Origin of the sequence: Mycobacterium colombiense, assembly GCF_003284935.1 — a bacterium.
Classification (GTDB): domain Bacteria; phylum Actinomycetota; class Actinomycetes; order Mycobacteriales; family Mycobacteriaceae; genus Mycobacterium; species Mycobacterium arosiense_A.
On sequence record NZ_QMEV01000005.1, the window covers coordinates 144813 to 167067 of the forward strand.

General features: G+C 68.6%; 19 protein-coding genes. 7 read left to right on the forward strand and 12 right to left on the reverse strand.

Going from position 1 to position 22255, the window contains the following annotated elements; all coding sequences use genetic code 11:
- The first annotated feature begins 47 nt into the window (after nt 1–47).
- Nucleotides 48–491, forward strand: a complete 444-nt coding sequence (locus DQP57_RS04540) for a nitroreductase family deazaflavin-dependent oxidoreductase (protein ID WP_205869032.1) — start codon at nt 48–50, stop codon at nt 489–491.
- Between the two features lie 82 nt (nt 492–573).
- Here the strand turns inward: DQP57_RS04540 and rph are convergent, their stop codons facing one another.
- The 7 genes from rph to clpS form a co-directional block, all read right to left on the reverse strand.
- On the reverse strand, nt 574–1353 hold the full coding sequence (gene rph, locus DQP57_RS04545; protein ID WP_112631849.1) for a ribonuclease PH: 780 nt from the start codon (nt 1351–1353) through the stop codon (nt 574–576).
- A 23-nt stretch (nt 1354–1376) separates the two neighbouring features.
- Nucleotides 1377–2159, reverse strand: a complete 783-nt coding sequence (locus DQP57_RS04550; RefSeq protein WP_205869033.1) for a cyclic nucleotide-degrading phosphodiesterase — start codon at nt 2157–2159, stop codon at nt 1377–1379.
- Between the two features lie 72 nt (nt 2160–2231).
- Nucleotides 2232–3047 (reverse strand): glutamate racemase, encoded by an 816-nt coding sequence (gene murI, locus DQP57_RS04555; protein WP_112631851.1) that lies wholly within the window; start codon nt 3045–3047, stop codon nt 2232–2234.
- Nucleotides 3044–3736 (reverse strand): rhomboid family intramembrane serine protease, encoded by a 693-nt coding sequence (locus tag DQP57_RS04560; protein ID WP_205869034.1) that lies wholly within the window; start codon nt 3734–3736, stop codon nt 3044–3046. The genes murI and DQP57_RS04560 overlap by 4 nt, the downstream gene beginning before the upstream one ends.
- Nucleotides 3737–3842: 106 nt before the next feature.
- Nucleotides 3843–4916, reverse strand: a complete 1074-nt coding sequence (locus DQP57_RS04565; protein ID WP_112631852.1) for a P1 family peptidase — start codon at nt 4914–4916, stop codon at nt 3843–3845.
- Nucleotides 4913–5494 carry a DUF2017 domain-containing protein gene (locus DQP57_RS04570; RefSeq protein WP_112631853.1) on the reverse strand — a complete coding sequence of 194 codons (582 nt, stop codon included), beginning with the start codon at nt 5492–5494 and terminating at the stop codon, nt 4913–4915. The genes DQP57_RS04565 and DQP57_RS04570 overlap by 4 nt, the downstream gene beginning before the upstream one ends.
- Nucleotides 5495–5518: 24 nt before the next feature.
- Nucleotides 5519–5824, reverse strand: coding sequence for an ATP-dependent Clp protease adapter ClpS (clpS, locus tag DQP57_RS04575; protein ID WP_066867352.1), 306 nt, complete (start codon nt 5822–5824; stop codon nt 5519–5521).
- Between the two features lie 66 nt (nt 5825–5890).
- On the opposite strand from clpS, the gene DQP57_RS04580 reads away from it, so the two are divergent.
- Nucleotides 5891–7207 (forward strand): nicotinate phosphoribosyltransferase, encoded by a 1317-nt coding sequence (locus DQP57_RS04580; protein ID WP_112631854.1) that lies wholly within the window; start codon nt 5891–5893, stop codon nt 7205–7207.
- 66 nt (nt 7208–7273) lie between these two features.
- The gene (locus tag DQP57_RS04585; RefSeq protein WP_112631855.1) at nt 7274–9274 is read left to right on the forward strand and encodes an ATP-dependent DNA helicase; all 2001 of its coding nucleotides are present in this window, start codon (nt 7274–7276) and stop codon (nt 9272–9274) included.
- A 9-nt stretch (nt 9275–9283) separates the two neighbouring features.
- On the opposite strand, the gene glgP is transcribed toward DQP57_RS04585, so the two are convergent.
- On the reverse strand, nt 9284–11944 hold the full coding sequence (glgP, locus tag DQP57_RS04590) for an alpha-glucan family phosphorylase (RefSeq protein ID WP_112631856.1): 2661 nt from the start codon (nt 11942–11944) through the stop codon (nt 9284–9286).
- A gap of 227 nt (nt 11945–12171) precedes the next feature.
- Here glgP and DQP57_RS04595 point away from each other — a divergent pair, with 227 nt between their 5' ends.
- Both DQP57_RS04595 and glgB read left to right on the forward strand, forming a co-directional pair.
- Nucleotides 12172–14265 (forward strand): alpha-1,4-glucan--maltose-1-phosphate maltosyltransferase, encoded by a 2094-nt coding sequence (locus DQP57_RS04595; RefSeq protein ID WP_205869035.1) that lies wholly within the window; start codon nt 12172–12174, stop codon nt 14263–14265.
- A gap of 23 nt (nt 14266–14288) precedes the next feature.
- Nucleotides 14289–16484 carry a 1,4-alpha-glucan branching protein GlgB gene (glgB, locus tag DQP57_RS04600; RefSeq protein WP_112631858.1) on the forward strand — a complete coding sequence of 732 codons (2196 nt, stop codon included), beginning with the start codon at nt 14289–14291 and terminating at the stop codon, nt 16482–16484.
- Nucleotides 16485–16487: 3 nt separating this feature from the next.
- On the opposite strand, the gene DQP57_RS04605 is transcribed toward glgB, so the two are convergent.
- Nucleotides 16488–17405, reverse strand: coding sequence for a tetratricopeptide repeat protein (locus DQP57_RS04605; protein WP_112631859.1), 918 nt, complete (start codon nt 17403–17405; stop codon nt 16488–16490).
- Between the two features lie 180 nt (nt 17406–17585).
- Entirely contained in the window at nt 17586–18767 is a 1182-nt protein-coding gene (locus DQP57_RS04610) for an acetyl-CoA C-acetyltransferase (protein ID WP_112631860.1), read from the reverse strand.
- Nucleotides 18768–18856: 89 nt separating this feature from the next.
- Between DQP57_RS04610 and mce the strand changes: the two genes are divergently transcribed.
- Nucleotides 18857–19324: a methylmalonyl-CoA epimerase gene (mce, locus tag DQP57_RS04615; RefSeq protein WP_082972021.1), complete on the forward strand. Its 468-nt coding sequence runs from the start codon at nt 18857–18859 to the stop codon at nt 19322–19324.
- Nucleotides 19325–19334: 10 nt separating this feature from the next.
- On the opposite strand, the gene DQP57_RS04620 is transcribed toward mce, so the two are convergent.
- Complete coding sequence (locus DQP57_RS04620) at nt 19335–19643, reverse strand: hypothetical protein (RefSeq protein WP_112631861.1); 309 nt, start codon at nt 19641–19643, stop codon at nt 19335–19337.
- A gap of 23 nt (nt 19644–19666) precedes the next feature.
- Complete coding sequence (nucS, locus tag DQP57_RS04625; protein ID WP_112631862.1) at nt 19667–20338, reverse strand: endonuclease NucS; 672 nt, start codon at nt 20336–20338, stop codon at nt 19667–19669.
- A gap of 45 nt (nt 20339–20383) precedes the next feature.
- Here nucS and DQP57_RS04630 point away from each other — a divergent pair, with 45 nt between their 5' ends.
- A complete protein-coding gene (locus tag DQP57_RS04630; protein ID WP_112631863.1) occupies nt 20384–22018 on the forward strand; it encodes an adenylate/guanylate cyclase domain-containing protein in 1635 nt (544 codons plus the stop codon).
- Nucleotides 22019–22255 lie beyond the last annotated feature (237 nt).

Here is a 22255-nt window from a genome sequence, read left to right on the forward strand (position 1 = left end):
CACGCTCCGCAAGGAATAGGGAGGGCGACGAAGGAGCTTCGTCGATAGTGAGCCAAAAACCGGATAACGAGACGCTCAAGGCGCTCAACGAGAACATCACCGACGAGTTTCGCAACAACGCCGGTAAGGTCGGCGGGCGATTCGAGGGCAACGAGCTGTTGCTACTCACCACGACGGGCGCGAAGTCCGGCGAGCCGCGCACCGCGCCGCTGGTGGTTTTCCGTGTCGACGGCAAGCTGCTGATCGTCGCGGGTTACGGTGGCGCCGACGTCAACCCGGCGTGGGTGCACAACCTGCGGGCCAACCCGCGGGCGCGCGTTGAAGTCGCCACCGACTCGTTCGATGTCGTTGCGCACGAACTCGACTCGTCCGAACGCGAGGCGATCATCCCCAAGATCAACGCGGCCGTACCCGCGTTCGCGTTCGCGAACTACCAGTCAAAAACCACACGAGCCATCCCGATATTCGAGCTGCAGAAGAACGAGCCCTGATCGACCGGGCGGCGCGCCGTGTTGGCAGCGGTGTCGGCGATGCTGAGCGGGGCAGTTAGGTCAAGGGCGGGCTGGCGCCGGGTCAGCTGCCGAACGCCTTCGGCGCCGGAGCCCCCTCCGGGAGCGCACCGGGGTACGGCAGCGCCAGCGCCTCGCGCTGGGCGGCGAACAGCTTGTCGCAGGCGGCCAGCGCGACGTCGAGCAACTTGTCCAGCGTCGAGCGCGGGAACGTCGCCCCCTCGCCGGTCCCCTGGACCTCCACCAGCGTTCCGGTGTCGGTGGCGACGACGTTCATGTCGACCTCGGCGCGGGAGTCCTCCTCGTAGGGCAGGTCGACCCGGATCCGGCCGTCGACTACGCCGACGCTGACCGCCGCGATCGCACACGACAGCGGCCGGGGGTCCGACAGCTTCCCCGCCGCCGCGAGATAGGTCACCGCGTCGGACAACGCCACGAAGGCGCCCGTGATGGCCGCGGTGCGGGTGCCGCCGTCGGCCTGCAAGACGTCGCAGTCGACGGCGATGGTGTTCTCGCCGAGCGCGGCCAGGTCGATGCAGGCGCGCAGCGACCGCCCGATCAGCCGGCTGATCTCCTGGGTGCGCCCGGACAGCCGGCCCTTCACCGCCTCGCGGTCCGAACGGGTGTGGGTGGCCGACGGCAACATCGCGTACTCCGCGGTCAGCCAGCCGAGGCCCGACCCCTTGCGCCACCGCGGCACCCCCTCGGTCACGCTGGCGGTGCACATGACCTTGGTGTGGCCGAATTCGATCAATACCGAACCGGCGGGGTGGTCGGTGAAACCGCGGGTGATGACCACGGGCCGCAGCTCGTCGTCAAGGCGGCCGTCTTCTCGTCTCGTCACGACGCCAACCCTAACGCGCTGACTCAGACCCTCTCGGAGCGGCGGATATCGAAGGTCTCCCCGCACACCACCGCGTGCACGGGACCGTCGAACTCAGCCTTGGCCTCGCTGATCACGTCCTCGCGCGAGGTCCACGGCGGGATGTGGGTCAGCAACAGTTCGTGAACGCCGGCCTCGGCCGCGGCCCGGCCGGCCTCGGTGCCCGACAGGTGCAGCGCGGGCGGGCGGTCCGGCGCGTGCGTCCACGAGGCCTCGCACAGGAAAACGTCGGCGCCGCGCGCCAGCTCGACGAGCTGATCGCAGACGCCGGTGTCACCGCTGTAGACGAAGGACGCGCCGGAGGGGTCGGTGATCTTCAGGCCGTAGGACTCCGTCGGGTGGGCCACCACCCGCGGCGTCACCGTCAGCGCGCCGATGGTCACCGGCTCACCGTCGACCCAATGCCGAACGTCGAAAATGTCCGAGCAGTCATCGATTTCACCGCCGTAGGGTGACGACGCCGCGCCCAACCGCGACCACGTGTCGCCCGGGCCGTAGAGCAACGCCTTCCCGAGCGGGCGCGTCGGGTGGTAGCGCCGCCACACGAAAAGGCCGGGCAAATCCAAACAATGGTCGGCGTGCAAATGGGACAGCAGCACGTGCACGGAACCGGGATCGGCATAGCGCTGCAGGGCGCCTAAAACGCCCCCGCCGAAGTCGATGACCAACGGCGGAGTGTCCGGTGCCCGGAGCAGATAACCCGACGCGGGCGAGTCCGGACCCACCACGCTGCCCGAGCAGCCGAGCACGGTTATTCGCACGGACACTACTGTGCCATGCCCGGTAGGACCGTGACGAAAACATCGCCGCATTGGTGTGACGAGAATCTCGTCCGCAGGTCAATCAATGTGCACCTGGTGAACGGGCTGGACGCCGGTGACGGCGGGAGCCAGGAATCGCGCCGCCAATGCGGTGAACGCGTCGGGGTCACCGGTGGCTTCGAAGACCCGTGTCGCGGGCGAGGCGTCATGCGGGCGAAGCAGATCCCGGTCGGTCAGCACGCGCAGCACTTCCTTAGCCGTCTCCTCGGCGCTGGAGACCAGGGTCACGTTGTCGCCCATCGCCAATTGGATGAGACCGGACAGCAGCGGATAGTGCGTGCAGCCGAGCACCAGCGTGTCGACCTGCGCGCGCTGCAGCGGCTCCAGATAGCCCTCGGCCAACCCGAGCACCTGACGGCCGCTGGTAACGCCGCGCTCGACGAAGTCGACGAAGCGCGGGCACGCCACCGCGGTGATCTCCGTGTCCCGGGCGGCGGCGAACGCGTCCTGATAGGCGTGCGAGTTGATGGTCGCCTGGGTGCCGATCACGCCGATGCGTCCGTTGCGGGTGGTGGCGACCGCGCGGCGCACCGCGGGCAGGATCACCTCGACGACGGGCACGTCGTAGCGTTCGCGAGCGTCGCGAAGGCACGCCGCCGACGCCGTGTTGCAGGCGATGACCAACGCCTTGACGCCGCGGCCGACGAGGTCGTCACCGATGGCCAACGCGTGCGCGCGGACCTCCGGGATGGTCAGCGGCCCGTACGGACCGTGGCCGGTGTCGCCGACGTAGATGATGTCTTCGTCGGGCAGCTGGTCGATGATCGCCCGCGCGACGGTGAGTCCCCCGACCCCGGAGTCGAAGACGCCGATGGGCGCCAGCGCCGCGCTCATGTCTTGGGCCGCGGCACGGTGGTGCCGGCTTTCCTGGACGTCCGGCCCTTGCGTTCCGGCGCCGACAACCAGTAGGCGGCCAGGACGCCGGCGATCGCGCCGCACAGGTGGCCCTGCCACGACACGCCACCGCACCTGCCGAGCACCGGCATGGCCCCGAGCAGAACGCCGCCGTAGGCGAACATGACGACCAGCCCGATGACGATGTCGCGCATCCGGCGCACGAAGATTCCGAACACCAACAAGAAGGCCAGCCAGCCGAAGATCAATCCGGAGGCGCCGAGGTGGTCGGTGGGCCCGCAGCTGCTGCCGACGTTGCCGATGAGCCAGGTGCCGAAGCCGCCCAGGATCCACACGATGGCGGTCGCCCAGACGAATCGGGACAGGCCGGCCAGCGTCATCAGAAATCCGAGGATCAGCAGCGGCACGGTGTTGGCCGCCAGGTGCTGCCAGCTCGCGTGCAGCACCGGGGCGAAGACGATGCCCCACAGGCCGTCGACTTCCAGCGGCCGGATGCCATTGGCGTCCAGCGCATGCCGGCTCAGCTGGTCGATCAGCTCGACGAGGTAGAGCAGCGCCACGAAGGTGAGGATGGTCGCGGCGCCGACCGTCGCGGTGGACCGCTTCTTCGGCTGGGCGCCCGGCGTGCCGGGACGCCCCGCGAAGCCACGAGCGTCGCTTCTGCTCATCGCTCCGCTCGGCATCGTCGCGGCGCGGTGGTGGTCTTACCCATGGCGGCCCTTCCAGCGTGTTTCCAGCATCGTCAAGGCTACCGGCGCCGCGGCCGGCCACCCGTCATCGACCGAATGCGCCCGGCAGCACGTCGCGGTAGCTCGGTATGCCGGCGATCGAGTCGGCGGCCAGCACGCCGCCCAGCACTGCGTGGGCCAGGCAGTCGGCGGCGGCGCTGCCGACCTCGGTGGCCAGCCGGGTCTCCGGGGAGAACGCGGCGGGCGCCTCCGCGGGCGGGGGCACCTCGACCGCCCCGGTGGCCAGCACGAACACGGTGTCGCCGTCGACCGGCGTGTGCGCCGGCCGGATGCTGCGGGCCAGGCCGTCGTGGGCGGCGATCGCCACCCGCCTGCACGCTGCGGGGCTTAGGGCGGCGTCGGTGGCCACCACCGCGATGACGGTGTTGAGCGGGTTGTCCACCGGATCCGACGGGGAGGGCAGCCGGGCGAGGGCGTCGATCTGTTCGGCCGGCGGCGGCCGCAGCCCGAACTCCCGGGTCAAATCCGTCATCCACGGCAGGCCGGTTGACCGGTCGACGACCTCGCCGGCGGAATTCACCACCGCGACGGCCCCGACGGTCACACCGGACGGCAGCGTCCTCGACGCGGTCCCGACTCCGCCCTTGAGCGCCCCGGCGCGCGCGCCCACCCCGGCGCCGACGGTCCCGACGGCCATCGCCGCGCCGGCGTCGCTTTCGTGCAAGGCGGCCGCACAGGCCGCGTAGCCGAACTCCGCCGTCGGGCGGCACTGCCAACCACCGACCGGCAGATCGAAGATCACCGCTGCCGGCACGATCGGCACCACCCCGCCGTTCATCGCCACGCCGCGCTCGTGTTCTTCCAGGAAGCGCATGACGCCGTCGGCGGCGGCCAGCCCGAAGGCGCTGCCCCCCGCGAGCAACACTGCGTCCACGAACCGCACGGTGTTGGCCGGATCCAGCAGGTCGGTCTCGCGGGTGCCGGGCGCACCGCCGCGGCAGTCGACGGCGCCGACGGTCCCCGGCGGGGTCAGGATGACGGTGACGCCGCAGGCCCAGCCGGCGCCCAGGGACGCGTCGGGGTCCAGTCGTTGGTAGTGGCCGACGCGGATGCCCGCCACGTCGGTGATGGCGTTGCGCTGCCCGCGCGACGCGGTCATCGGGATCCCATGAGCACCAGGACCAGGTATTCCTGCAGGACGGTCAGCCACTGGTACACGTCGAAGTGCACGGCCAGCGGGTGGTCGGCCGGCAGGCGCTCCGGGCCGTCGGGCCCCACCTCGAGCATGACGCCCAGCGTCAGCCGGATGTCGTTGACGGCCCCGATCCAGCAGTTCGCATCCTCCTCGGTGAGCTCGAAGCGGCCGCCATCGTCGGGAACCGTGCTCAGTAACCGCTGTGCGGCAACGCGTTTGGCGTCGACGATGTCCGGCTCGTGCAGGCTGCGCAGGGCGGCGTTCAGGCTGTCGGCGGCATCGGACGACTCGGCGTCATCGCCGTCGGGCCGATAGAAATCCGGCAGCAGCCGACGCAACGTGGGATCCTTCGGCGGTTCGGCGTTCCCGGTCCTGATCCCGGTGATCTCCTCGAGTTCGTCTGCCGGCGAGGCGGATTCACGCTCGTCGAGCAAGCCGATCATCGCCGTGGCCAGATTCTTGAGCAGCGCGGCCTCGTGGGAGGCCAGCGACGACCGGAAACGGGGACCGTTAGCGGTCTCGACCCGCTTCCATTTGCGCACAGGGAATCGCCAGCGCCTCGACCGTCAGCGGTCCTGCTGCATCGTCGCCCACAGACCGGCGGCGTGCAGCTTGGACACATCGACTTCCATGGACTCCCGGCTGCCGGCGGACACCACGGCCTTTCCCTCGTTGTGCACCTGCAGCATCAGCTTGGTGGCGTGCGGCTCGCTGTAGCCGAACAACTTCTGGAACACGTAGGTCACGTAGGTCATCAAGTTGACCGGGTCGTCCCAGACGATCGTGACCCACGGGCTCGCCGTGGCCTCTACCGGAGCGGACTCTCGTTGTCCTGTAGTGCCCGGCTTAGTGGGCGCTGACATAACAACCATGGCCTACACGATACCGAGCGTTGGACGACGTTTCCGAGCCCCGACGGCAGCCGATACCGTTATGGAATGAACGACCCGGTCGTTACTGGGCTGCTGACCGACAAGTACGAGTTGACGATGCTGGCGGCGGCGCTGCGCGACGGCAGCGCCGGTCGACCGACCACCTTCGAGCTCTTCGCGCGCCGGCTTCCCCAGGGACGCCGTTACGGCGTGGTCGCGGGGACCGGCCGGCTGCTCGAGGCGCTGCCGCAGTTCACCTTCGATGACCAGGCGTGCCAGTCGCTGGGGCAGTTCCTCGACCCAGATACCTTGCGGTACTTGCGCGAATTCCGGTTCGGCGGCGACATCGACGGCTACGCCGAAGGCGAACTGTACTTCCCCGGATCTCCGGTGCTCTCGGTGAGCGGGACGTTCGCCGAATGCGTGGTGCTCGAGACGCTGGCGCTGTCGATTTTCAATCACGACACCGCCATCGCCTCGGCCGCGGCGCGCATGGTGAGCGCGGCCCGGGGACGCCCGCTGATCGAGATGGGGTCGCGGCGCACCCACGAACAGGCGGCGGTCGCCGCGGCCCGCGCCGCATACATAGCCGGCTTCGACGCCTCCTCCAACCTCGAGGCTCAGCGCTGCTACGGAATACCGGCCGAGGGCACCTCCGCGCATGCGTTCACCATGCTGCACGCCCGCGCCGACTCCCCCACCGAATCCACCGAACTGGCGGCGTTTCGGGCACAGGTCGACGCGCTCGGCGTGGACACCACCCTGCTGGTGGACACCTACGACGTGACGACCGGTGTGGCCAACGCCGTCGCGGCCGCCGGCACGGGGCTCGGCGCTGTGCGCATCGACTCCGGGGAGCTGGGCGTGCTGGCCCGCCAGGTGCGCCGGCAGCTCGACGAGCTGGGCGCGACCGGGACCCGCATCGTGGTCTCCGGTGACCTCGACGAGTTCTCCATCGCCGCGCTGGCCGCCGAACCGGTGGACAGTTACGGCGTGGGCACCTCGCTGGTGACCGGCTCGGGCGCCCCCACGGCGAACATGGTCTACAAACTCGTCGAGGTGGACGGCATGCCGGTGCAAAAGCGCAGCAGCCACAAGGAATCTCACGGCGGCCACAAGGAGGCGCTGCGGCTGTCCCGCGACTCCGGCACCATCACCGAGGAGGTGGTGTATCCGGCCGGACACCAGCCCGCCGTCTCCGAACCGGCGCGGGTGCTGACCGTCCCGCTGGTGCGCGGTGGCGAGCTGGTGTCCAAACCGAACCTCGCGGCGGCGCGCGAGCTGGTAACTTCCGGGCTGCGCAGCCTGCCGTGGGAGGGATTGAACTTGTCGCACGGCGATCCCGCGGTCACGACGACGCAGATTCCCGCCGGCCGGCGCTAACACCGCGCGAAGAATGCCGCGGCGCGAGCGCCGCCCCGAACAGCGAAGAGGGTAGCCACGTCCGACGTGTCCGTGTCCGAGCTGCTGGCCACCGCCGTGGCCGCGCTCGGCGGCAGTGAGCGCAGCGGCCAACAGGAGATGGCCGCCGCGGTGGCGCGGGCATTCGCCACCGAAGAGCACCTGGTGGTGCAGGCCGGCACCGGCACCGGCAAGTCGCTGGCGTATCTGGTGCCCGCGATCGTGCACGCCCTCGAGGACGACTCCCCCGTCGTCGTGTCCACGGCCACGATCGCCCTGCAGCGCCAGCTCGTCGACCGCGATCTGCCAAGGCTGGTCGACGCGCTGGCCGACGCGCTGCCGCGCCGTCCGCAGTTCGCGTTGCTCAAAGGCCGGCGAAACTATCTGTGTCTGAACAAGATTCACAACGGCGCGGCCGCCGACGGCGAGGAGGCCGATGACCGCCCGCAGGAGGAACTGTTCAACCCGATGGCGGTCAGCGCCCTGGGCCGCGACGTGCAACGGCTCACCGAATGGGCCTCGAGCACCGACTCCGGTGACCGCGACGACCTCAAGCCCGGGGTGCCGGACCGATCGTGGTCGCAGGTCAGCGTGTCCGCGCGGGAATGCCTCGGCGTCACGCGCTGCCCGTTCGGTACCGAGTGCTTCTCCGAACGGGCACGCGGCCGCGCGGGTCAGGCCGACATCGTCGTCACCAACCACGCGCTGCTGGCCATCGATGCGGTGGCCGAATCCGCGGTCCTGCCCGAGCATGCGCTGCTGGTCGTCGACGAGGCCCACGAGTTGGTCGACCGGGTGACATCGGTGGCCACCGCGGAGCTGACGTCGGCCGCCCTCGGGCTCACCGCCCGGCGCATCGCCCGATTGGTGGAGCCGGAACTGATCCAGCGCCTGGAGGCGACGACGGCCAACTTCGCCTCGGTCATCCACGACGGCACGCCGGGCCGCATCGATCGCCTCGACGAGGAGCTGGCGACGTATCTGACGTCACTGCGCGACGTGGCGACCGCGGCGCGCTCGGCGATCGACAGCACCAACGATCCCAAGGCGGCCTCGGCGCGCGCCGAAGCCGTTGCGGCGCTAAGCGAGATATCGGACACCGCGTCGCGCGTGCTGGCGTCGTTCGGCCCGGCCATCCCCGACCGCACCGACGTGGTGTGGCTGGAGCACGAGGAGGTAAGGGGCGCAGCGCGTCCGGTGTTGCGGGTGGCGCCGCTGTCGGTCGCCGGGCTGCTGCGGTCCCGGGTGTTCTCGCGGTCCACGGCGGTGCTCACGTCGGCGACGCTGATCATCGGCGGCTCGTTCGACGCCATGGCGGCCGCGTGGGGACTGACCGGCGAGGACGACGACCACCCGAAGTGGCGCGGCCTGGACGTGGGTTCGCCGTTCCAGCACGCCAAGGCCGGGATCCTGTATGTGGCCGCGCACCTGCCGCCACCGGGACGCGACGGCACCGGCTCGGCCGAGCAGCTCAGCGAGATCGCCGAACTCATCACCGCCGCCGACGGGCGCACCCTGGGGTTGTTCTCGTCGATGCGGGCGGCCCGCGCGGCCGCCGAGGCGATGCGCGACCGGCTGGCGACGCCGGTGTTGTGTCAGGGCGACGACAGCACCTCGGCGCTCGTCGAGCAGTTCAGCGCCGACCCCCAGACGTCCCTGTTCGGCACCCTGTCGCTGTGGCAGGGCGTCGACGTGCCCGGGCCGTCGCTGTCGCTGGTGCTGATCGACCGCATCCCGTTTCCCCGGCCCGACGACCCCCTGCTGGGCGCGCGGCAGCGCGCGGTCGCCGCGCGCGGGGGCAATGGCTTCATGGCCGTCGCGGCCAGTCACGCGGCGCTGCTGCTGGCGCAGGGGTCGGGGCGGCTGTTGCGTCGCGTCTCCGATCGGGGCGTGGTCGCCGTGCTCGACTCGCGCATGGTCACCGCCGGCTACGGCGGCTACCTGCGGGCGTCGCTTCCGCCGTTCTGGCAGACCACCAACGGCGAGCAGGTGCGCCAGGCGTTGCAGCGTTTGCGCACCGCGCCGGCCCAGGAGGGCCTGTCGGCCTGACCGGTCCGGCTAGCGTGCCAGCGTGACCAGACCGAGCTCGTTACTGGCCGCCAGCATGGGATTGCGGGGCAGCACGCGCACGGTGTAGCCGACCGCCCCGGCCAGCGGCAGCGGCGTCGTCGTCGAGAAGACCTGGTTGCCGCCCTCGGCGGTGCCGGTGTAGGACATCTCGACGGTGACGGGCTCCAGCAGCGCGTCGCTGGCGTCGACGCGCCCGACCACCGCCTGGACGGTGACCTCGTCGGGCGCCAGGCCGGCCAGCTGCACGGTGGCGGTCAGGGTCAGCTTGGAGCCGAGCACCGGGCTGTCCGGCAGGCCGGTGCTGTCGACGTCGGTGATGACGATCTTGGGCCAGGCCTCCTGGGCGCGCCTGCGGTACGCGGCCAGCTCACGGGCCGCGCCGAATTCGCCGCCGCTCGCCGCGTCCCCGGCGCCCTCGACGGGTGCGATCGTCTTGCGCAGCGATTGCGCGGCGGGCGTGTAGTACTGCTCGACGTAGTCGCGCACCATGCGCGAGGCCAGCACTTTCGGACCGAGCGTCTGCACCGTGTGGCGCACCATTTCGATCCAGCGGGGCGGCACACCGTGTTCATCGCGTTCGTAGAACTTCGGTGCCACCGCTTCTTCCAGCAGCGTATAGAGGCCGCTGGACTCCAGGTCGTCGCGCCGCGCCTCGTCGGTCACGCCGTCGGCGGACGGTATCTCCCAACCGTTTTCGCCGTCGTACCATTCGTCCCACCAGCCGTCGCGGATGGACAGGTTCAGCCCGCCGTTGAGGGCGCTCTTCATTCCCGAAGTGCCGCAAGCCTCCAGCGGCCGCAGCGGGTTGTTCAGCCAGACGTCGCAGCCCCAGTACAGCAGCCGCGCCATCGACATGTCGTAGTCGGGCAGGAACGCGATCCGGTGGCGCACCTCTGGCCGGTCGGCGAAGCGAACCACCTGCTGGATCAACGCCTTTCCCCCGTCGTCGGCCGGGTGCGATTTGCCGGCCACGATCAACTGGATCGGACGTTCGGAGTCGAGCAGCAACTGTTCCAGCCGATCCGGATCGCGCAGCATCAGCGTCAGCCGCTTGTACGTCGGCACCCGTCGCGCGAATCCGATCGTCAACACCTCAGGGTCGAATGCTGTTGCGATCCAACCCAATTCGGCATCCGAAGCGCCCCGCTCCAGCCAGGAGCGACGCAGCCGCCGCCGGACGTCGTCGACCAGCAGCGACCTAAGCTGCGAGCGGATCCACCACAGGTGTCCCGCGTCGACTTGCTTGAGCCGCAGCCAGACCCCCGGATCGCTGAACGAATCCGACCCGGCCAGTTCGCGACCCAGCTGCAGCCATTGCGGCGCCGCCCAGGTGCGCGCGTGGACCCCGTTGGTAATCGAGCCGATCGGCACCTCGCTCGCGTCGAAGCCGGGCCACAGTTCGTTGAACATCGACCGGCTCACCCGGCCGTGCAGCGACGAGACGCCGTTGGCGCGTTGGGCCAGCCGCAGACCCATGTGGGCCATGTTGAATTTGGTGGGATCGTCCTCGGCGCCGAGCGCCAGGATGCGCGCGGTCAGCACTCCCGGCAGCAACACCGGAGCACCGGCAGCATCCGATTTCGCTGCCTTGTCACCGGTTTTCGCGTCGTCACCCGCGTGGTCGTCGAAGTACAGCCGCACCATCTCGATGGGAAACCTGTCGATGCCGGCGGGCACCGGGGTGTGCGTGGTGAACACCGTGCTGGAACGCACCACCGTCAGCGCGGTATCGAAGTCCAAGCCGGATCCGGTCATCAGTTCGCGAATGCGTTCGGCTCCCAGGAAACCCGCGTGGCCCTCGTTCATGTGGAACACCTCGGGCGCCGGCAGGCCGTGAATGCCGGTGAAGGCGCGGATCGCCCGCACCCCGCCGATGCCGGCGAGGATCTCCTGGCGCATCCGGTGTTCCTGGTCGCCCCCGTACAGGCGGTCAGTGACACCGCGCAGATCATGCTCGTTCTCGGGAACGTCGGAATCCAGCAACAGCAGCGGGACGCGGCCCACCTGGGCGACCCAGATCCGCGCGTGCAGCTGCGCGGAGTCCGGCAGCATCAGCTCGACCAGGGCGGGCTCGCCGGTCGCATCCGTCAGCAGCCGCAACGGCAGGCCCTGCGGATCCAGCGACGGGTAGGTCTCGTTCTGCCAGCCGTCGGCGGTCAGGGATTGGCGGAAATACCCGGAGCGGTAATAGAGGCCCACCGCCACCAGCGGCACGCCCAGATCGGATGCGGACTTCAGGTGGTCGCCGGCGAGGATTCCCAGGCCACCCGAGTAGTTGGGCAGCACCTCGGCGATGCCGAACTCCATCGAGAAGTACGCGATGGCGGCCGGCATCTGGGCGCCCTGCTCCTGCTGCTGCTGGTACCACAGCGGGCGGCTCAGATAATCGTCGAGGTCGGCGGTCAGCTCGTCGAGCCGGCGCAGGAAGGCCTCGTCGAGCGCCAACTCGTCGAGCCGCGTGGGTTTGACCGCGCCCAGCAACGCCACCGGATCGCTGCCGCACCGCTCCCACAGGTCTGGGTCGATGGTCGCGAAAAGCTCCTGAGTGGGGCGGTCCCACGACCATCGCAAGTTGGTCGACAGGTGGTCCAGCGCGGTCAGACGCTCCGGAAGGTGAGCACGGACGGTAAACCGGCGGAGGGCTTTCACGCGTCCCTACCTTACTGAGGTTCCCCGCCGGTGCACGGCGACGGGACGGACCGCATTTCTCCGGCGGTGTGTGACCGGAGACTAGGGTGGGTATCGGGTAGTTACCGGGGTCGCAACGATGCCTCCCCGCCCAGAAAGTTTCCCCACGACAGGAAGTTTCCCGACGAGCGGCATTCCGCACGGAGCACACCGCGGGCTTGGCCGCACACAATCGGAACGGAGTGCTGGTGCCCGGTCGTGTCGAGATCGATAACGTCCAACCGGTCGTTTCCTGTGGCGCGTACCCCGCGAAAGCCGTGGTCGGCGAGGTCGTGCCGGTCAGCGCCGCGGTGTGGCGAGAAGGCCACGAGGCCGTCGCCGCGACCTTGGTGGTGCGCTACCTCGGGCCCGGTTATCCGCAGGTAACCGAGACCCGCCGGATCAAGGCCGTCCAGGCCCCGGCCAAGCCGGCGCCCGTGCGCGACGGCAAGGTCGACCAGCAACGGATCAAGCCGCTGCTGCTGCCGATGACGATGGGCTTGGAGCCCTACGTGTTCCACGGTCAGTTCACCCCCGATCAGGTCGGGCTGTGGACGTTCCGGGTCGACGGGTGGGGCGACCCCATCCACTCGTGGCGCCACGGCGTGATCGCCAAGCTGGACGCCGGTCAGGGCGAGACCGAATTGTCCAACGATCTGCTCGTCGGTGCCGGTCTCTTCGAGCGCGCGGCGACGGGCGTGCCGCGGGCACTGCGCGAGCCGCTGCTGGCCGCCGCCGCCGCGCTGCGCGAGCCCGGCGACCCGGTCACCCGCACCGCGCTGGCGCTGGGTCCCGAGATCGAGGAAATCCTGGCCGACTACCCGCTGCGCGATCTGGTCACCCGGGGCGAGCAGTACGGCGTCTGGGTGGACCGGCCGCTGGCTCGGTTCGGCGCCTGGTATGAGATGTTTCCCCGCTCGACCGGTGGGTGGGACGCCGACGGCAACCCGGTGCACGGCACCTTCGCCACGGCGGCCGCCCAGCTGCCCCGGATCGCGGAGATGGGGTTCGACGTCGTCTACCTGCCGCCGATCCACCCGATCGGCAAGGTACATCGCAAGGGGCGCAACAACTCCCCGACCGCGGCGCCCGGAGACGTGGGGTCTCCCTGGGCGATCGGCAGCGACGAGGGCGGCCACGACGCCGTCCACCCGGACCTGGGGACCATCGAGGACTTCGACGCGTTCGTCGCCGCCACCCGCGAGTTGGGCATGGAGGTCGCGCTGGACCTGGCGCTGCAGTGCGCCCCGGATCACCCGTGGGCGCGCGAGCACCGCAACTGGTTCACCGAATTGCCCGACGGCACCATCGCTTACGCGGAAAACCCGCCGAAGAAATACCAAGACATTTATCCGATCAACTTCGACAACGACCCGGCCGGCCTCTACGACGAGGTGCTGCGCGTGGTCCGGCACTGGATGGACCACGGGGTCAAGTTCTTTCGCGTCGACAATCCGCACACCAAGCCGCCGGACTTCTGGGCCTGGCTGATCGCCACGGTGAAAGCCATCGACCCCGATGTGCTGTTCTTGTCGGAGGCGTTCACGCCGCCGGCGCGCCAATATGGCCTCGCCAAATTGGGGTTCACGCAGTCCTACAGCTACTTCACCTGGCGCACGGCGAAGTGGGAGCTGACCGAGTTCGGCAACGACATCGCCGCCCTGGCCGACTTTCGCCGGCCCAACCTGTTCGTGAACACCCCCGACATCCTGCACGCCATCCTGCAGCACAACGGGCCCGGGATGTTCGCCATCCGCGCGGTGCTGGCGGCGACCATGGGCCCGGCGTGGGGCGTGTACTCGGGGTACGAACTGTTCGAGCACCGCGCGGTGCGCGAGGGCAGCGAGGAGTACCTGGACTCCGAGAAGTATGAGTTGCGGCCCCGCGATTTCGCTGCAGCGCTGGCCGAGGGGCGATCGCTGGAGCCATTCATCACGCAGCTCAACGCAATTCGACGCTTGCATCCCGCGCTGGAGCAGCTGCGCACGATTCATTTCCACAGCATCGACAACGATGCGCTGCTCGCCTACTCCAAGTTCGACCCGGCGACCGGGGACTGCGTGTTGGTGGTGGTGACGCTCAACGCGTTCGGCACCGAGGAAGCGACGCTGTTTTTGGATATGGACGCATTGGGTATGGAGCCCTACGAGCGTTTTTGGGTGCGCGACGAGATCACCGGCCAGGAATTCCAATGGGGCCAATCCAACTACGTTCGCATCGACCCCGGGCAGGCGGTCGCGCACATCATCAACATGCCACTCATACCGTATGACTCTCGAATGACATTGCTACGCAGGCGATGAAAAGGACCGGAGGTGAAAGGGACATGAGCCAAGCCGACCAACTCGCTCGGACGCACTTGGCGCCCGATCCGGCCGACCTGTCGCGCCTGGTCGAGGGCACGCACTACAACCCACACAGCATTCTGGGCGCCCACGAGTATGACGATCACACCGTCATCCGGGCGTATCGCCCGCATGCGGTCGAGGTCGTCGCGCTGGTCGGCGATGACCGATTCCCGTTGCAGCACATCGAATCCGGCCTGTTCGGTGTGGTGTTGCCGTTCGTCAACCTGATCGACTACCGGCTGGAGATCACCTATCAGGGCGCCGAGCCCTACGTCGTCGCCGACGCCTACCGCTTCCTGCCCACCCTGGGCGAGGTCGACCTGCACCTGTTCGGGGAGGGGCGCCACGAGCGACTCTGGGAAGTTCTCGGCGCGCATCCGCGCTCGTTCACCACGGCCGACGGCGTTGTCACCGGAGTGTCGTTCGCGGTGTGGGCGCCCAACGCCAAGGGCGTCAATCTGATCGGCGAGTTCAACGGCTGGACCGGTAGCGAAGCTCCGATGCGGGTGCTGGGCTCATCGGGGGTTTGGGAACTGTTCTGGCCCGGCTTTCCCCTCGAGGGCTTGTACAAATTCCGGGTGCACGGGGCCGACGGTGTCGTGACCGAACGCGCCGACCCCATGGCGTTCGCCACCGAGGTGCCGCCGCACACCGCATCCCGGGTGACGCGCAGCACCTACACGTGGGAAGACGCCGACTGGATGGCCGAGCGCGCGCAGCGCAACCCGGTGTTCGAACCGATGAGCACCTACGAGGTTCACCTGGGTTCCTGGCGCCCGGGCCTCAACTACCGCCAGCTGGCTCGCGAGTTGACGGATTACGTTGTGGAACACGGGTTCACACACGTCGAGCTGCTACCGGTCGCCGAGCATCCCTTCGCCGGGTCGTGGGGCTACCAGGTGACGTCGTACTACGCGCCGACATCGCGATTCGGCACCCCCGACGAGTTCCGGGCCCTGGTCGACGCGTTACACCAGGCCGGCATCGGCGTCCTCGTCGACTGGGTTCCGGCGCACTTCCCCAAGGACGCCTGGGCGCTCGCACGCTTCGACGGCACCCCGCTTTACGAGCATTCCGACCCTCAGCGTGGTGAGCAGCTCGACTGGGGCACTTACGTATTCGACTTCGGCCGCCGGGAGGTGCGTAACTTCCTGGTTGCCAACGCACTGTTCTGGCTCGAGGAATTCCACATCGATGGCCTTCGGGTGGATGCGGTCGCCTCCATGCTCTACCTGGATTACTCCCGCCCCGAAGGTGGTTGGACCCCCAACATCTACGGCGGCCGCGAAAACCTCGAGGCCGTGCAGTTCCTGCAGGAGATGAACGCCACGGTGCACAAGACCGCCCCGGGCATCGTCACCATCGCCGAGGAGTCCACCTCATGGCCGGGCGTGACGCGACCGACAAACCTTGGCGGCCTGGGCTTTTCGATGAAGTGGAACATGGGCTGGATGCACGACACGCTCGACTACATAAGCCGCGATCCCATCTACCGCAGCTACCACCACCATGAGATGACGTTCTCGATGCTCTATGCGTTCAGCGAGAACTATGTGCTGCCGATCAGCCATGACGAGGTGGTGCACGGCAAGGGCACGTTGTGGGGCCGGATGCCGGGCAACAATCACGTCAAGGCGGCCGGGCTGCGCAGCTTGCTCGCCTACCAGTGGGCGCACCCGGGCAAGCAACTGTTGTTCATGGGACAAGAATTCGGCCAGCGCGCCGAGTGGTCCGAGGAGCGGGGCCTGGACTGGTGGCAGCTCGACGAGCAAGGGTTCTCCAACGGGGTGCTGCGCTTGGTCCGCGACCTCAACGACATCTACCGCAGCCACCCGGCGCTGTGGAGCCAGGACACCGTGCCGGACGGCTACTCCTGGATCGACGCCAACGACTCGGGCAACAACGTGCTGAGCTTCCTGCGCTACGGCAAGGACGGCTCGGTGATGGCGTGCGTGTTCAACTTCGCGGGTGCCGAGCACGGTGGGTACCGGCTGGGCCTGCCGTCGGCCGGGCGGTGGCGCGAGGTGCTCAACACCGACGCCACGGCCTACAACGGTTCGGGGATCGGCAATATGGGTGGCGTGGACGCCACGGAAGACCCCTGGCACGGCCGGCCGGCCTCGGCGCTGCTGGTGCTGCCGCCGACGTCGGCGCTGTGGCTGGCCCCCGAGTAACCCTCAGTACAGCGCGTTGGCGAGGTTGCGCCGCCCGGCGACAACCTCGGGATCGGCCGGGTCGAAGAGCTCGAACAGCTCGACCAGCCGGGTGCGCACCCGGGTGCGATCGTCGCCGGATGTGCTGCGCACCAAGGCGATCAGGCGATCGAAAGCCGGTCCGACGTCCTGGTTGAGGATCTGCACGTCGGCCGCCGCGAAGGCGGCGTCGATGTCGCCCGGCGCGGCGTCGGCGACGGCCACGGCGTCCGGTCGTTGCGCGGTTGCGCGCGTGAGGAAGTCGATCTGCCGGATCGCGCCCTTGGCTTCAGCGCTAGCAGGATTGGCGTCCAGGATCGACTGATACGACGCCTTGGCCGCCTCGAAGTCGCCGTCTTCGAGTTGTTGACGGGCCGCGGCCAGCTCCGGGTCAACCGCCTCCGCCTCTGCGGAACCCGTTGAACCCCTGAGCTTTCCGGCGGTCGCCGACAGAATCTGATCCAGCCAGCCGCGCAATTGCTCGGCCGGCTGCATGCCCTGGAAACTCGAAATCGGCTGACCCGCGGCCAACGCCACCACGGTCGGGACGGCGTCGACGCCGAATATCTGCGCCACCCTGGGCGCGACATCGACGTTGACCGTGGTCAACGACCACTTGCCGTTGTCCTCGGCGGCCAGCCCGGCGAACGTGTCGAGCAGCTGGACACACGCATCGCTGCGCGGCGACCACAACAGCACAACGACGGGCACTTCCTCGGACCGCAGCAGCACCTCGGCCTCGAAATTGGCCTCGGTAACCGCGATGATTCCGCGGTCACCCTCGGCGGCCGACGGCGTGGCCCCTGCGGCGGGGCTGCCCGCGGGCTGGGCCCGCTGCTTGAGACCGGAGAGATCGACCGCACCAGCCAGGGCGGGGCCGATAGAAGGTCGCGGACGAGTCACGCCGTCAAGTTTGTCATGCGGGCGGGCTACCCATCCACCCGGTGGCGGAGCCGCTCAGACCGCGGCACGACGGGCCGAAAATGGGCACCGAAAAGCCCTGTGATCGGCAAATATGACGAAGATCACACCCGGCCACCGGCGTGCCGCGCCAGCAACGTCGGCAAACGTCCCGATGGGCGGCTAGCCCGCGCGCAGAATCAGGGCGTCGCCCTGCCCGCCGGCCCCACACAGCGCCGCGACGGCGTATCCGGAGCCGCGCCGCGACAGTTCCAGCGCGGCGTGCAGCGTGATCCGCGCTCCCGACATCCCGATCGGATGCCCGACGGCGATCGCGCCGCCATTGACGTTGACCAGGTCGGGATTCACGCCCAGTTCGCGGGTCGAGGCCAGCGCCACCGCGGAAAACGCCTCGTTGATCTCGATGACGTCGAGTTGGTCGACGGAGATGCCCTCACGGCCGATCGCCTTCTTGATCGCGTTGGCGGGCTGCGACTGCAGGGTGGAATCCGGTCCGGCCACCACGCCGTGCGCGCCGATCTCGGCCAGCCAGCTCAGCCCCAGCTCCTGCGCCTTGGCCTTGCTCATCACCACTACCGCGGCGGCGCCATCGGAGATCTGGGAGGCCGAGCCGGCGGTGATGGTGCCGTCACGACGGAATGCCGGCTTGAGGCCGGCCAGCGACTCGGCGGTGGTGTTGGCGCGGATCCCCTCATCCTCGGTGAACTGCAGCGGATCACCCTTGCGCTGAGGGATGTTGACCGGCACCACTTCGTCGGCGAAGACGCCGTCCTTCCAGGCCGCGGCCGCCTTCTGATGCGACCGGGCAGCGAACTCGTCCTGCTCTTGGCGGGTGAATTGGTCGACATCGTTGCGCTGCTCGGTGAGCGCGCCCATCGGCTGGTCGGTGAACACGTCGTGCAGACCGTCGTAGGCCATGTGGTCCAGCACCGTCACGTCGCCGTACTTGTAGCCCGAGCGGCTGTCCATCAGCAGGTGCGGCGCCTTGGTCATGGACTCCTGGCCGCCGGCCACCACCACGTCGAATTCCCCGGCGCGAATGAGCTGGTCAGCCAGCGCGATGGAGTCGATGCCGGACAGGCACATCTTGTTGATCGTCAGCGCCGGAACGTCCCAGCCGATGCCGGCCGCCACGGCCGCCTGCCGGGCCGGCATCTGGCCGGCGCCGGCGGTCAGCACCTGGCCCATGATCACGTAGTCGACCGCCGAGGCCGGCACATTGGCCTTTTCCAGCGCCCCGGCGATCGCGATCGCCCCCAGATCGCTGGCCGAAAAGTCCTTCAGCGAACCCATCAGTTTGCCGATGGGTGTCCGCGCTCCAGCAACGATCACCGACGTCGTCATGACTGTCTCCTAAGGCCTACTAGGCGCTCCCTCGAGGGCCGTTTCGGCCTCCCGGAGAAGCGCAATCTTTGCCGCCAGGTTACCGTTATGTGATGACGACCGATCAAGTTGACGCCCGTCAGATCCTGGCCACCTCACTGGTGACGGCGATCGATCACGTCGGCATCGCAGTCGCCGACCTGGACGCCGCCATCGACTGGTACCACGACACCCTCGGCATGATCCTGGTGCACGAGGAAGTCAACGAGGAGCAGGGAATCCGCGAAGCCATGCTGGCTGTGCGCGGCGCCCCGGCGGGCACCGCACAGATCCAGTTGATGGCCCCGATCGACGAGTCCTCGACGATCGCCAAGTTCCTCGACAAGCGCGGCCCGGGCATCCAGCAGATGGCCGTTCGGGTCAGCGACCTCGACGCCTTGGTCGCCCAACTTCGCGAGCAGGGTGTGCGGCTGATCTATGACGCACCCCGTCGCGGCACGGCAAACTCCCGGATCAACTTCATCCACCCCAAAGACGGTGGCGGAGTTCTGATCGAGCTCGTCGAACCGGCCGCCTGAGACCGGCCCTTCACGACCACTTCCTGGTGGGACCGCGGGTAGCGCGGTGCGCCCAGCAGGGCGTGTGCCAATGGCGGCGGTCCTCCACTCGGCCCGGCCCTCCCGCGAGCGTCGCATCGGTGGGCCACACCACCAGATGCGCCGAGCCCGAATGTATTTCGTGGTCACAGCCGGGGCACCGATAGGTCTTGGTCGCGCGGGCCGCCGTTACTGGCCGGACCTCGTAGTCGTGCCCGTCCGGGCCGACCTCCACCCGGTGCAGCGCCGGCGGTGGCGTGGGCGGCCGCTGCCGACGGGGCGGGGTGCGGCGCCGAGCCATCCGGTTAGTGTAGTGGCGAACCCTCAGAACAGCCGGTACTCGTCGCTGTCCATCCCCCGCATCTTGTCGTAATCCAATGTCAGACAACGGATACCACGATCGGTGGCCAGGGTGCGGGCCTGCGGTTTGATCTGTTGGGCGGCGAACACTCCGCGCACCGGCGCGAGCACGGTGTCGCGGTTGAGCAGCTCCAGGTACCGGGTGAGCTGCTCGACGCCGTCGATCTCGCCGCGGCGCTTGATCTCCACCGCCACCGAGCCACCGCGTTCGTCGCGGCAGAGCAGGTCGACGGGACCGATGGCGGTCATGTATTCGCGACGAACCAGCGTGTATCCCTCGCCGAGCAATTGCACGTGCTCGGCGAGGAGCGCCTGCAGATGCGCTTCGACGCCGTCCTTGACCAGGCCGGGGTCGACGCCGAGTTCGTGGCTGGAGTCGTGTTCGATCTCCTCGACGGTGATGCGCAGCTGTTCGCCCGCCTTGTTCTCGACCACCCAGACCGGCGCCTGATCGCCGGCCTCCTCGGTCAGCCAGCACGGGGGGCTCATCCAGTTCAGCGGCTTGTAAGCGCGGTCGTCGGCGTGCACGCTGACCGATCCGTCGGCCTTGAAGAGCAACAACCTGCGCGCGGAGGGCAGATGCGCGGTGAGCCGGCCGACATAGTCCACGGTGCATTGAGCGATCACTAGACGCACCCGACTCACCTTAGAGCGTGGCCGACAAATTAGGCTGACGCCACCATGTCGGCCAACCAGTCCGTGGCGCAGCGAATAGGCCGGGTGCTCGAGCGGGTCACCCGACAGAGCGGCCGTCTGCCCACGACGCCTGCGTACGGCTCCCTGCTGCTCGGCCGGGTGTCGGAAAGCCAGGGCCGTCGCCGGGTGCGCATCCAGATCATCATGACCGTTCTGGTGCTGGGAGCGAACCTGCTCGGGATCGGCGCCGGGCTGATCCTGGTGATCGTCGCCATCCCGGCGCCGAGCATCTTCGACGACGCACCGGCGTGGCTCACCTTCGGGGTTGCGCCGGCCTACGTCGTGCTGGCGCTGACGGTGGGCACGGTGTGGATCACCCGCAGGACGGTCCTGGCGTTGCGTTGGGCGATCGAGGAGCGCACTCCGACTCCCCAGGATGAACGCAACACGTTCATCGCCCCGTGGCGGATCGCGCTGGTCGACCTCATTCTCTGGGGAGCCGGCGCGGTGCTGTACACGGTGCTCTACGGGATGGTCAACACGTTGTTCATCCCACGCTTCCTGGTCGGGGTGAGCTTCTGCGGCGTTCTGGTGGCGACCGGCAGTTATCTGCTCGCCGAATTCGCATTGCGTCCGGTGGCGGCTCAGGCGCTCGAGGCGGGCCCGCCGCCCCGGCGACTGGCCGCCGGCATCATGGGCCGAACCATGACGGTGTGGTTTCTCGGTTCGGGTGTTCCCGTCATCGGCATCGCGCTGCTGGCGCTATTCGAGATCTGGCTGAACAACCTCACCGAGACCCAGTTCGCGGTCGGCGTGCTGATCGTGTCGGCGGCCGCGCTCATCTTCGGCTGCATCCTGATGTGGATCCTGGCGTGGTTGACGGCCACACCGGTGCGCGTGGTGCGGGCGGCGCTGCAGCGCGTCGAAAAGGGTGACCTGCGCGGCGAATTGGTGGTATTCGACGGCACCGAACTCGGCGAGCTGCAACGCGGCTTCAACGCGATGGTCGACGGACTGCGCGAGCGCGAACGAGTTCGCGATCTGTTCGGACGCCACGTGGGGCGCGAAGTGGCCCTCGCCGCCGAACGCGAGAAGCCGAAGCTGGGCGGCGAAGAACGCCATGTGGCCGTCGTATTCATCGATATCCTCGGGTCGACGCAACTGGTGACGAGCCAACCTCCGGCCGAAGTCGTTGCGGTGCTGAACCGTTTCTTCGCGATCGTGGTCGAAGAGGTGGACCGTAATTGCGGGCTGGTCAACAAGTTCGAAGGCGATGCGTCACTGGCCATCTTCGGAGCGCCGAACCGCCTGGAGAATCCCGAAGACTCGGCCCTGGCCGCCGCGCGGTGCATCGCCGAGCGGCTGGCCGGCGAAATGACCGAACTGGAGGCGGGCATCGGCGTGGCCGCGGGGCAGGTCGTCGCCGGAAACGTCGGCGCCAAGGAACGCTTCGAATACACCGTGATCGGTGAGCCGGTCAACGAGGCGGCCCGGTTGTGCGAGCTGGCCAAGTCGCACTCGAGCCGGTTGCTCGCGACGGCCGACGCCATCGAGCGTGCCAGCGAAACCGAGCGGGCGCGTTGGTCTCTGGGCGACAGCGTGACCCTTCGCGGCCACGAACGTCCCACCCGACTGGCGCTGCCCGCAACGGCTGATGACGCGTCGGCCGGACGCGGTTGATATCGGGCCGGAATGGGTAGAGAGACACCAGAACTGACCCCTCTAGAGATTGGTTGGCACATGACCGGTAGTGGAGTCACCCGTGCTTCGCTCGCCGCGGGAATCGCCGCGGCGATCGCCCTGAGTTCATTGACCGCGGGTTGCAGCTCGGGCAACAACAACAAGAACCCCAGCACATCAACCGTCACCACCACCGTCACCACACCGGCCAGCGTCACCACGACGGCGCCGTCGGCG

Excerpts from the sequence above, each read along its gene's own strand:
- DQP57_RS04620 (WP_112631861.1), bottom strand. The coding sequence starts at position 19,643 with ATGGCTCGGCGCCGCACCCCGCCCCGTCGGCAGCGGCCGCCCACGCCA.
- glgB (WP_112631858.1), top strand. The coding sequence starts at position 14,289 with ATGAGCCAAGCCGACCAACTCGCTCGGACGCACTTGGCGCCCGATCCG.
- DQP57_RS04580 (WP_112631854.1), top strand. The coding sequence starts at position 5,891 with ATGAACGACCCGGTCGTTACTGGGCTGCTGACCGACAAGTACGAGTTG.
- DQP57_RS04560 (WP_205869034.1), bottom strand. The coding sequence starts at position 3,736 with ATGAGCAGAAGCGACGCTCGTGGCTTCGCGGGGCGTCCCGGCACGCCG.
- DQP57_RS04630 (WP_112631863.1), top strand. The coding sequence starts at position 20,384 with ATGTCGGCCAACCAGTCCGTGGCGCAGCGAATAGGCCGGGTGCTCGAG.
- DQP57_RS04565 (WP_112631852.1), bottom strand. The coding sequence starts at position 4,916 with ATGACCGCGTCGCGCGGGCAGCGCAACGCCATCACCGACGTGGCGGGC.
- clpS (WP_066867352.1), bottom strand. The coding sequence starts at position 5,824 with ATGGTTGTTATGTCAGCGCCCACTAAGCCGGGCACTACAGGACAACGA.
- DQP57_RS04610 (WP_112631860.1), bottom strand. The coding sequence starts at position 18,767 with ATGACGACGTCGGTGATCGTTGCTGGAGCGCGGACACCCATCGGCAAA.
- murI (WP_112631851.1), bottom strand. The coding sequence starts at position 3,047 with ATGAGCGCGGCGCTGGCGCCCATCGGCGTCTTCGACTCCGGGGTCGGG.